7 protein-coding genes are annotated in these 11177 nt (G+C 66.1%); 3 read left to right on the top strand and 4 right to left on the bottom strand.

Translation table 11 applies throughout. The features are described from left to right. Together gmd and ABIB42_RS17380 are read right to left on the bottom strand one after the other, a co-directional pair. Nucleotides 1–1041, bottom strand: coding sequence for a GDP-mannose 4,6-dehydratase (gene gmd / locus ABIB42_RS17385; protein WP_005665054.1), 1041 nt, complete (start codon nt 1039–1041; stop codon nt 1–3). A 304-nt stretch (nt 1042–1345) separates the two neighbouring features. Further along, on the bottom strand, nt 1346–3658 hold the full coding sequence (locus tag ABIB42_RS17380; protein WP_071361282.1) for an NADP-dependent malic enzyme: 2313 nt from the start codon (nt 3656–3658) through the stop codon (nt 1346–1348). 140 nt (nt 3659–3798) lie between these two features. Between ABIB42_RS17380 and thiL the strand changes: the two genes are divergently transcribed. From thiL to ABIB42_RS17365, 3 genes are all read left to right on the top strand, one after another. Beyond that, complete coding sequence (gene thiL, locus ABIB42_RS17375; protein WP_429248708.1) at nt 3799–4773, top strand: thiamine-phosphate kinase; 975 nt, start codon at nt 3799–3801, stop codon at nt 4771–4773. A gap of 78 nt (nt 4774–4851) precedes the next feature. Further along, on the top strand, nt 4852–5436 hold the full coding sequence (locus tag ABIB42_RS17370; protein ID WP_429248707.1) for a TetR/AcrR family transcriptional regulator: 585 nt from the start codon (nt 4852–4854) through the stop codon (nt 5434–5436). A 79-nt stretch (nt 5437–5515) separates the two neighbouring features. Beyond that, nucleotides 5516–6085 carry a hypothetical protein gene (locus ABIB42_RS17365; protein ID WP_083415274.1) on the top strand — a complete coding sequence of 190 codons (570 nt, stop codon included), beginning with the start codon at nt 5516–5518 and terminating at the stop codon, nt 6083–6085. A gap of 220 nt (nt 6086–6305) precedes the next feature. Here the strand turns inward: ABIB42_RS17365 and ABIB42_RS17360 are convergent, their stop codons facing one another. After that, nucleotides 6306–8918, bottom strand: a complete 2613-nt coding sequence (locus ABIB42_RS17360) for an EAL domain-containing protein (RefSeq protein WP_219861462.1) — start codon at nt 8916–8918, stop codon at nt 6306–6308. Beyond that, on the bottom strand, nt 8915–10951 hold the full coding sequence (locus tag ABIB42_RS17355) for an ATP-binding protein (RefSeq protein ID WP_429248706.1): 2037 nt from the start codon (nt 10949–10951) through the stop codon (nt 8915–8917). Before ABIB42_RS17355 ends, ABIB42_RS17360 begins: the two co-directional genes overlap by 4 nt. Nucleotides 10952–11177: the final 226 nt, after the last annotated feature.

Genomic DNA, 11177 nt, shown 5'->3' with positions numbered 1-11177 from the left:
TCAGAACGAGAAGCCCTGTTCGTTGCGACGCAGGTCGGCGTCGACCATCATCTGGCACAGCTCTTCGAGCGTGGTCTTCGGCTCCCAGCCCAGCTCGCGCTTGGCTTTCTCGGGGTCGCCGATCAAGAGGTCGACTTCGGCCGGACGGTAGAACTTGGGCGAGACGCCCACCAGTTTCTTGCCGCTCTGGTTGCAGTGGGCGACCTCTTGCTCGCCCGAACCGCTCCAGTCGAGCGTGACATTGGCCGCCTTGAAGGCCATGGTGACGAAGTCGCGCACGGTCTCGGTGCGGTTGGTCGCCAGCACATAGGTATCGGGCTTGTCGGCCTGCAGCATGCGCCACATGCCTTCGACATATTCCTTGGCGAAGCCCCAGTCGCGCTTGGCGTCCATATTGCCCAGCTCCAGCAGCTCCAGCTTGCCCTGCACGATCTTGGCCACCGAATCGGTGATTTTGCGGGTCACGAACTCACGGCCGCGCAGCGGCGACTCGTGATTGAACAGGATGCCCGAGGAACCGAAGATGTCGTACGACTCTCGGTAATTGATGGTCATCCAGTGCGCGTACAGCTTGGCCACGCCATACGGGCTGCGCGGGTAGAACGGCGTATCTTCTTTTTGGGGAATGGCCTGCACCTTGCCGAACATTTCCGAGGTCGACGCCTGGTAGAAGCGGATCTTCGGATTGACGATGCGGATCGCTTCGAGCAGGTTGACGGCGCCCAGGCCGGTGATCGAGGCGGTGGTCACCGGCTGGTCGAAGGACACGCCGACGAAGCTCTGCGCCGCCAGGTTGTACACCTCGCCCGGCTGCGCCGTTTCGATCAGGCGCAGGCTCGAGGCCAGGTCGGTCAGGTCGTATTCGACCAGCGACAGGTTCGGATGCGAGGTGATGCCGAGCTCATCGATGCGCCAGAAATTGACCGAGCTCGAACGACGGTAGGTGCCGGTGACGTGATAGCCTTTTTCCAGAAGCAACTGGGCCAAATAGGCGCCATCCTGGCCGGTGATACCGGTGATGAGGGCTCGTTTGTTTTGCATGTTCTTGGATGGATATGAAGTGGTCTTGCGGGCGCCACGTACTACCTGACGAGCCCGGCGAAAGCAAGGATTGTAACAGAGGAGGTCGGTTTGCCTAATTGCACAACAGAAATGTGTGCAATTAAATCAACACTTATCTGAACATTATGACCCGAAAATGACGCGCTGCGACCGTCGCTTACGGTTTGTTACCAGTGTCTTTGCAAAACGACAAACGGCGACAGCTGGAGACAGGTGCACACAAAAACGCCTGCCCCGGCGCAAGGCGCGCGAGGCAGGCGTCAAGTACAAACCGGCTGAATGATTATCGCTGGGACACAGCGTCCACCACGGCCAGCGCCGTCATATTGACGATCCGGCGCACCGTCGCCGACGGGGTCAGGATGTGGACCGGACGCGCGCAGCCGAGCAGGACCGGGCCGATCGCGATGCCGTTGCCGGCCGCCGTCTTGAGCAGGTTGTACGAGATATTGGCGGCATCGATGTTCGGCAGCACCAGCAGGTTGGCGTCGCCCTTCAGGGTCGATTCCGGCATGATCTTGGCGCGGTTCTTGGCGTCGAGCGCGGCGTCGCCGTGCATCTCGCCGTCGACTTCCAGTTCCGGCTTCTTCTGCTGCACCAGGGCCAGGGCGGCGCGCATCTTCTGCGCCGACTCCGTGTTGGCGCTGCCGAAGTTCGAGTGCGACAACAGGGCCGCGCGCGGGCTGATGCCGAAGCGCTCCAGCTCTTCGGCCGCCATGATCGTGATCTCGGCCAGCTGCTCGGCGTTCGGGTTCTCGTTGACGTGGGTGTCGACCATGGCCAGCTGGCGTTCCGGCGTGATGATGAAGTTCATCGCCGCATAGACGTTGGCGCCGGCGCGCTTGCCCAGCACCTGGTCGATGAAGTCCAGGTGCATCTGGGTGGTGCCGTAGGTGCCGCAGATCATGCCGTCGGCTTCGCCCTTGTGGATCATCATGGCGCCGATCAGGGTGTGGCGGCGGCGCATGGCCAGCTTGGCCAGGTCCTGGGTCACGCCCTTGCGCATCACCATCTGGTGGTAGGTCGTCCAGTAGTCGCGGTAGCGCTCGTCGAAGTCGGGATTGATGACGTCGAAGTGCACGCCCAGCTTGAGGCGCAGGCCGAACTTCTCGATGCGCTGCTCCAGCACCGCCGGACGGCCGACCAGGATCGGGCGCGCCAGCTTTTCGTCGACCACCACCTGCACCGCGCGCAGCACGCGCTCGTCCTCGCCCTCGGCGTAGACGATGCGTTTCAGTTCGGCCGGGGCATCCTTGGCGACCTGGAACAGCGGCTTCATGAAGGTGCCGCTGCGGTACACGAACTGCTGCAGGTGTTCGGCGTAGGCCGCCAGGTCCTCGATCGGACGGCTGGCGACGCCGCCATCCATCGCGGCCTTGGCCACGGCCGGCGCGATATGGGTCAGCAGGCGCGGGTCGAACGGCATCGGGATCAGGTATTCCGGACCGAAGGACAGGTTCGAAATGCCGTAGGCCGAGGCCACGATGTCCGACTGCTCGGCATGGGCCAGGTCGGCGATCGCGTGCACCACCGCGATTTCCATCTCGCGCGTGATGGTGGTCGCGCCGCAGTCCAGTGCGCCGCGGAACATATAGGGGAAGCACAGGACGTTGTTGACCTGGTTCGGATAGTCCGAACGGCCGGTAGCGATGATGGCGTCGCCGCGCACCGCCTTGACGTCTTCCGGCAGGATTTCCGGATTCGGATTGGCCAGCGCCAGGATCAGCGGGTTCGGGGCCATCTTGGCCACCATGTCCTGCTTGAGCACGCCGCCGGCGGACAGGCCCAGGAAGATGTCGGCGCCGGGGATGACGTCGGCCAGCGAACGGTGCGGCGTGTCTTGCGCAAAGCGTTCCTTGTCCGGGTCCATCAGCTCGACGCGACCTTTATAGACGACACCGGCCAGGTCGGTGACGAAGATGTTCTCGATCGGGAAGCCCAGGTCGACGATCAGGTCGAGGCAGGCCAGCGCGGCCGCGCCGGCGCCCGAGACCACCAGCTTGCATTCCTTGATGCTCTTGCCGACGACTTTCAGGCCGTTCAGGATGGCGGAGCCGACGATGATCGCGGTGCCGTGCTGGTCGTCGTGGAAGACCGGGATCTTCATCCGCTCGCGCAGCTTGCGCTCGATGTAGAAGCACTCGGGCGCCTTGATGTCTTCCAGGTTCACGCCGCCAAAAGTCGGCTCGAGCGCGGCGATGATGTCGACCAGCTTGTCGGGATCGGTCTCATTGATCTCGATGTCGAACACGTCGATCGCGGCGAACTTCTTGAACAGCACGCCCTTGCCTTCCATGACCGGCTTCGACGCCAGCGGACCGATATTGCCCAGGCCCAGCACGGCGGTGCCGTTGGAGATCACGGCGACCAGGTTGCCGCGCGCGGTGTACTTGTAGGCGGCGGCCGGATCCTTGACGATTTCCTCGCAAGGGGCGGCCACGCCCGGCGAATAGGCCAGCGCCAGGTCGCGCTGGTTCAGCAGGCCCTTGGTGGGCGCCACGCTGATCTTGCCGGGACGGGGGAACTGGTGATACTCGAGCGCTGCTTGACGCAGTTGCTGACGTAATTCTTCTTTTTTGTCAGATGACGAATCCATGCTGGGCAGCCTTCCTGAAGCAAAACGGGACTTTCGATTCTATCAGACAGCATGTTGTCAATGGCTACGTATTTTCACCACACTTATGTGCGGTTGCAGCAATTCCCGGCAGGCCAACGGGGGGCGGTACAATCGCCGCCATGCTTTCCGAATTCGACCTCATCAAGCGCTTTTTTCACCGCGAGCGCCCCGGCCGCCCTGATGTCGCGCTGGGCATCGGCGACGACTGCGCCCTGCTCGCCCCGACGCCCGGCCGCCAGATTGCGATCTCGTCCGACATGCTGGTCGAAGACCGCCATTTCTTCGCCGGCGCCGATCCCTTCATGCTGGGCCACAAGGCGCTGGCCGTGAACCTGTCGGACCTGGCCGCGATGGGCGCCCGGCCGGTCGCCTTTACCTTGGCGCTGGCCTTGCCGCGCGCCGACGAGGCATGGCTCGACGGTTTCTCGCGCGGCCTGTTCGCGCTGGCCGACGAACACGGTTGCGAACTGATCGGCGGCGACACCACCAAGGGGCCGCTGAATATCTGCATCACCGTGTTCGGCGAAACCGTTCCCGGCCATGCGCTGCGGCGCGCGCATGCGCGTCCCGGCGACGACATCTGGATCTCGGGCACGCTGGGCGATGCGCGCCTGGCGCTGGCCGGCTATTGGAAAGAGGTCGAACTCTCCCCGGAGGCGCATGCGCAGGCCGCGCCAAGGCTGCACATGCCCACGCCGCGCGTGGCCCTGGGCCTGGCCCTGGCCGCGGCGCCGATTGCGCACGCCGCGCTCGACATCTCGGATGGCCTGGTGGGCGACCTGGGGCACATCCTGGCGGCGTCAAGCGTCGGCGCCACGCTCGACGTCGACGCATTGCCGGAGGGCCCGGCGCTGGCGCGCCACGACCGCGCACTGCGGCGCCGCTTCACCGCGGCCGGCGGCGACGATTACGAACTGTGCTTCACGGCCCCCGTTGCACGGCGCGCGGCGGTGCTGGAAGCCGCGGCGCTGGCCGCCACGCCGGTCACCCGGGTCGGCGCGATCGAGACCGCCCCCGGCCTGCGCCTGGTCGACGCGCACGGCGCGCCGCTCCACCTGGGCTTGACAGGCTGGGATCACTTCAGCGGCAGCTGACTATCTCAGTGCGATGGCGCGCACGCCGGATTGAAACGTCGCTTGACTAACCTCCCTACCAGAAGGTAGGATTCCAGCATGAAGAAACTGTCCAACACCTCGGAAGACATCCTGACCTGCGCGCGCGCCCTGATCGTGGCCGGTGGCTACAACGGCTTCAGCTACGCGGATATCGCCGACGTGGTCGGCGTCCGCAAGGCCAGCATTCATCACCACTTTCCGAACAAGGTCGACCTGGTGAAGGCCATCGTCGTGCAGCACCGCCAGGCGACGGCTGACGGGATCGAGCGGCTGCAGCAGGCGATTCCCGACCCGCTGGCCATGTTGCGTGCCTATACCCAGTACTGGGAAAAATGTATCGAGGACTTGAGCGCGCCGTTCTGCGTGTGCGCCCTGCTCGCCGGCGAACTGCCGATCCTGCCGGCTGACGTGGCGGTCGAGGTGCGCGGCTACTTCCGCTTCCTGTCGGGCTGGATGGCCTCGGTGCTGGAACGGGGCGTCCAGCAAGGCACGATCCGGCTGATGCAGCCGCCCGAGGTCGAAGCCGAGGTCTTCATGGCCACCGTGCACGGCGCCATGCTGTCGGCACGTGCCTATGGCGATGCGAAGGTGTTCGGCGCCATTACGGCCGCCCAGCTGGCGCGCGTCGAGGCGCCGGCTTGAAAACGATTCCGGTCCGGCAGACCGGCTTTTTTTTAACTCAACGGCCTACCAACTAGTAGGTAAATAAATGGAGGACATCATGAACCACGACACCAACCTTGCCGGCGGCACCCATGAAGGCTGGCTCAAACGCTACTACTTCGTGCGCGCCGTCTTTTCCAGCGCCTGGGTGCTTGCGGTGCTGGCGGTCGCGCCGCATTCGACGCTTGCCGGCGCCGTGCTGCTGGTCGCCTATCCCGCCTGGGATGCCTTCGCCAACCTGGTCGACGCCCGCCGCAGCGGCGGACTGGCGGCGAATCGCACCCAGTTGCTGAACGTCGTCGCAAGCCTGGTCGTGGCGCTGGCGCTGGCCGTCGCCCTGCCCGACATGCACCGCGTGCTGGCCGTGTTCGGCGCCTGGGCCATCCTGTCCGGCCTGCTGCAACTGGGCACCGGCGTACGGCGCTGGAAAACCCATGGCGCCCAGTGGGCGATGGTCCTGAGCGGCGCACAGTCGGCGCTGGCCGGGGCCGTATTCATCGGACAGGCGCGCATGCCGGCCGAGCCGACGGTCGCCACCGTGGCCGGCTACGCGGGCTTCGGCGCTTTCTACTTCCTGGTCTCGGCGCTGCTCTTGCACTTCCGCCCGCGGCGCCTCAGGGCCGGCTAGCGCATGGCGCTGGAATCGCATCCCGTGGTCACGCCGCTCGGGCCGCGCTTCATCCACGGCGCGGTCGAGATCGATCAGTCGTTTCGCGCCAACCCGGGTCCAACTGCAGCAGATGCAGCAGATGTACCAATCGAATTAAGACAAACCGGCCTTGCGCACTGCGCTGCGTACGGGTTAATTTGCAAACCGCTGCTACTGCCAACAAGTAACAAGCCAGACCCTAGGCCGCCGCCTCGCCGCGCTGGTCCTCCTCGCGCGGCGTCTTGCGGTCGTCATACGGCCCGTACGTCATCCAGTAATGCCGGAACGCGAGCCGGACATTGTCGCGCAGCTGCTGGTCGTCCCACGGCTTGGTGTAGAAGCGGTAGATCGCGCCGCGGTTGATCGAATCGAGCACCGAGTCCACTCCGGTATAGCCCGACAGGATGATGCGGATGGTCTCGGGATACATCTCCTTGACCTTGCTGAGGAATTCGGTGCCGCTCATCACCGGCATGCGCTGGTCGCACAGGATCACGTGCACGCGGTACAGCGCCAGCAATTCGAAGCCCTCGGCCGGCGACGACGCGGTCAGCACGCGGTAGCCGTCGCGCCGGAACAGGCGGTGCAGCGCGGTGAGCACGTTCGGGTCGTCGTCGACGACGAGCAGGGTCTGCACCTTGTCGTCGGCGGCCTGCTTTTCTTCGGGCTTGGCGCGGTTGGACAGCACCATCTCGGCCAGCTGGTCGGCCGGCAGCGCGCGCGAGAAATAAAAGCCCTGGATCTGGTCGCAGCGGTGGCGCCGCAGGTAGGCCATCTGGGCGCGCGTCTCGACGCCCTCGGCGATCACCTGCATGTGCAGGCTGTGCGCCATGCTGATGATGGCCAGCGCGATGGCGGCGTCGTCCGGATTGTTGACGATGTCGCGCACGAACGCGATGTCGATCTTGAGCTTGTCGATCGGGAAGCGCTTCAGGTAGGCCAGGCTCGAATAGCCGGTGCCGAAATCGTCGATCGCGATGCGGATCCCGAGCGCCTTCAGGCGCGTGAGCACCTCGGTGGTGCGCTCGGCGTTCTGCATCAGCGCGCTCTCGGTCAGCTCCAGCTCCAGCAGCCCCGGTTCGACGTCGTGGCGCGCCAGCGCGTCCCTGATCACGCCCTCCAGGTCGCCCTCGACGAACTGGCGGCTCGACACGTTCACCGCCACCCGCACGTCGCGCACGCCGGCCGCGTTCCAGGCCGCGATCTGGCGGCAGGCTTCGTCGATGATCCAGTCGCCGACCCGCACCACCAGGCCCGTCTCTTCCATCACCGGCACGAATTCGGCCGGATACACCAGGCCGTAGCCGGGGCGGTGCCAGCGCAGCAAGGCCTCGGTGCCGGCGATGCGGCCGGTGTTCAATTCCATCTTGGGCTGGAAGTGCAGCACGAACTGGGAATCTTCGAGCGCGCCGCGCAGGGCCAGCTCGAGGTCCAGGCGCGCCAGCACCTGCACGTTCATGCCGGCCGTGAAGAAGCGGTAGCCGTCGCGGCCGGCCTCTTTGGCGCGCACCATGGCGGTATCGGCGTACTTGACCAGCGCGCCCGGATCGGTCGTGTCGTCCGGGTACATGGCGATGCCGATGCTGGCCGTCAGCGCGGCCGGCTGGCCGTGCAGGTCGAACGGCAGGCGCAGGGAATCGCGCACGTCGTTGGCCATGTTCACCGCGTCCTGCTGCTCGCGCGGCATGGTGAGGATCAGCGCGAACTCGTCGCCGCCCAGGCGGCCGACCGAATCGCGCACCTTCACGCAGCGCACCAGGCGCGTGCTGAACTGGCGCAGCAGCTCGTCGCCGCCGCGCGTGCCGAGCGTGTCGTTGATCACCTTGAAGCGGTCGAGCGTGATGCACAGGACCGCCACGCGCCAGTTCTTGTCCTGGGCCAGCTCGATGGTGTCGCGCAGGTTTTCGAAGAACAGGGTGCGGTTCGGCAGGCCGGTCAGGGCGTCGTAGCTGGCCGCATGGCGCAGGTTTTCCTGGGCCTGCAGGCGCTCGCTGATGTCGCGCGCCACCGCGATCAGCATGCGCTGCGCGGCGTGCCCGACGTCCTGTTCCTGCAGCTTCCAGCTGATCTCGACCGCCACCGAGCCCTCGCCGCCGGCGCGCAGCAGTTCGGTCTCGACGATGTCGGCCTCGGACTCGGACTCGCCATCGTGGGCGGGGCGGCCGCCCAGCAGGCGTTCGAGCTGGGTGCGCGTGGCCAGGCCCAGCGCCACCGGGTCGATGCGCAGCAGCGCGTCGCGCGAAAATCCCAGCATGCGGCAGGCGCCTTCCGACACGTCGACCATCGCCATGCTGGCGGTGTCGATCAGGAACAGGGCGTCGGGCGTGGCGTCCATCGCGCCGCGAAAGCGCGCCAGTTCGGCGGTGCGCTCGCGCACCTGGCGCTCCAGCTGGCTGCCGTAGTCGAGCGACTCGCGGTGCAGCAGGCGCACCTCGAGCAGGTTGCGGATGCGCGTCATCACCTCGACCGTGTCGATGGGCTTGCCGATGAAGTCGCGCGCGCCGGCTTCGAGCGCCGCCAGTTTCTTGTCCGGCTCGGCCGTCACCACCAGCACCGGCAGCCAGGAATCGCTCTCCAGCGGCTTCAGGGCCTCCATCACCTCGAAGCCGTCCATGCCCGGCATGTGCAGGTCGAGGATGATCAGGTCGAAGCGGTGCTTGAGGTGCAGCGCCACCACCTGGCGCGGATCGTAGGTCGAGCTGACGTTCTCATAGCCGGTGGTCTTGAGGAGGTATTCGAGCAGCTGCACGTTCACCGGCTCGTCGTCGACGACGAGGATGCGCGCGCGCCGGATGTCGGACAGGGAAATCATCTGGCCTTCCTTTCGCCTGGCTGGCCCGTCCCGGGCCGCTGCGCCAGCGTACTGTTGATCGCTTCGGTGAATTTTTCGATGTCGATTGGCTTGGTGAGATAGCGGTGGAAGCCCGCCGCCATGCCGCGCTCGATGTCGCGCGGCATGGCGTTGGCCGTCAGCGCGATCACGGGGATCCAGGTGGTCTCGGGATCGGCGCGCAGCTGGCGCAGCACCTCGAAGCCGCTCATCCCCGGCAGGTTCAGGTCCATCAGGATGGCGTCCGGGCGGTGCGCCTTGGCCAGCTCCAGGCCGAGGTGGCCGTCGGGGGCCGACAGCAGGCGCAGGTCGCGCCGGAAGGCGACGATTTCCTCCACCAGCCGCAGGTTGGCCGGATTGTCCTCGACGTACAGCACCAGGTGCGGCTCGCCTTCGGCGGGCGGGGCGCTCGGCGCCGCCTGCGCCTCCGGGCCGCGCTCGGGCAGCGCCGACGCCAGCGGCGCGGTGCTGCCCAGTTCGATCGAGAACACGCTGCCCACGCCCGGGCTGCTGGTGACGCCGATCTCGCCGCCCATCAGTTCCACCAGTCGCCTGGTCACCACCAGGCCGATGCCGGTGCCTTCCTGGGCGCCGGCTTCCTGGCCCAGGCGGTTGAACGGCTGGAACAGGTTGGCCAGCTGCTCCGGATTCAGGCCGTGGCCGGTGTCCTGCACCGACAGGCGCAGGCGCTCCGGCCCCGACTGCTCGCAGGAGACGACGACCGCGCCCTCTTCGCGGTTGTACTTGACCGCGTTCGACAACAGGTTGAGCAGCACCTGTTTCAGGCGCGTGCGGTCGGCCATCACCACCGCGCCGTCCACCGCCGGGAACAGGGCGCGCACCTTGCGGGTGGCGGCGATCGGCTCGATCATGGTGCGCACTTCGAGCAGGATGTCGGCCAGGGCCACCGGTTCCATCGACAGCGTGATGGTGCCCGATTCGACCTTGGCCAGGTCGAGGATCTCGTTGATCAGGGTGAGCAGGTGGCGGCCCGACTTGAGGATGTGGTTCGCGAATTCCTTCTTCTGCTCCAGGGTCGAGGGCAGCGTGTCGGAGGTGAGGATCTGGGCGAAGCCGAGGATCGCGTTGAGCGGGGTGCGCAGCTCGTGGCTCATCGAGGACAGGAAGGCCGACTTGGCCTGGTTGGCGCTCTTCGCCTCCTCGTTGGCGTTGGCCAGTTCGGCGTTGGCCAGCGCCAGCTGCAGGGTACGCTCATCGACTCTTTGTTCCAGCTGCTCGTTCAGGCGCATCACTTCCTGCTGGGCGCGCGTGCGCTGCTGGGCTTCGCGCAGGATGGTGCTGTGCGTGTCTTCCAGCTCGCGGGTGCGGCCCTCGATCTCGGTCAGCATGGCGTTGAAGGAGTCGGCCAGCTCGGCCGCCTCGTCGTCGCCGATGCGCGGCGCGCGGCGCGAATAGTCACGCGTGGCCACCACCTCGCGCGCCACCTCGGTGACCGCAAGGATCGGCGCCGTGATCACGCGTCCCAGGCGCCACATCAAGAGGTAGGCGATCGCCATCGCCAGCAGGGTCACCCCGGCGGCGATGGCGAGATAGTCGAGGGTGCGCGCCAGCAGCCGGTTCTCGGCGCGCAGCACGACGGTGCCCACCGTGTCGCCATTCTCGATGATGGGCTGGCGCACCACCAGTTCCGCGCCGTCTTCGCGGGTCGGGCTCGCCGCGTCCAGGCGTTGGGGAATATCGCGTGGCTCGCCGGCGGCGGCGTAGGAAGCGAACAGCTTGCCCCGGGAATCGTAGATGGCGGCGGCGCGCACCAGGGGACTGGTGCGCAGCAGCGCCAGGTTCTCGTTGGCCAGGCGCGGATCGTCGAAGCTCAGCGCGGCGGACGTCATGTGGCCGACCAGTTCGGCCTGAGTCGAGAGGTCGTTGACCAGGGCGCGGTGGTAACTGCGCAAGTCATAGCCGATCACGATCGCGATCGAGACCAGCAGCGCGACGAACGTGGTCATCATCACCACCGCCACCAGCTTCTTGCGGATAGAGCGCTGGCGGCTCATGCTTCCTCCACGGACCGCTCACGGGAACGCATGCGCGGCATGTAAAAGTTCTAACAAAGACGAGAAATCGGTCATCCCAGCATAACAGCACGCTTGTGCTGTGTGTCGCACGAAACATTTATCAAGCCGGGCCGGGACAAGAGCGCGGCTGGCACTGTAAACGTTCGCATGCGGTTTGGGTAGGCATTTTTGAAATTTTGGCATGTCGTGCGCTCGTGCAGCGCGC

The organism is Massilia sp. UYP32 (genome assembly GCF_050434365.1).
Taxonomy (GTDB): domain Bacteria; phylum Pseudomonadota; class Gammaproteobacteria; order Burkholderiales; family Burkholderiaceae_D; genus Telluria; species Telluria timonae.
This window is presented reverse-complemented; position numbering and strand designations above follow the sequence as displayed.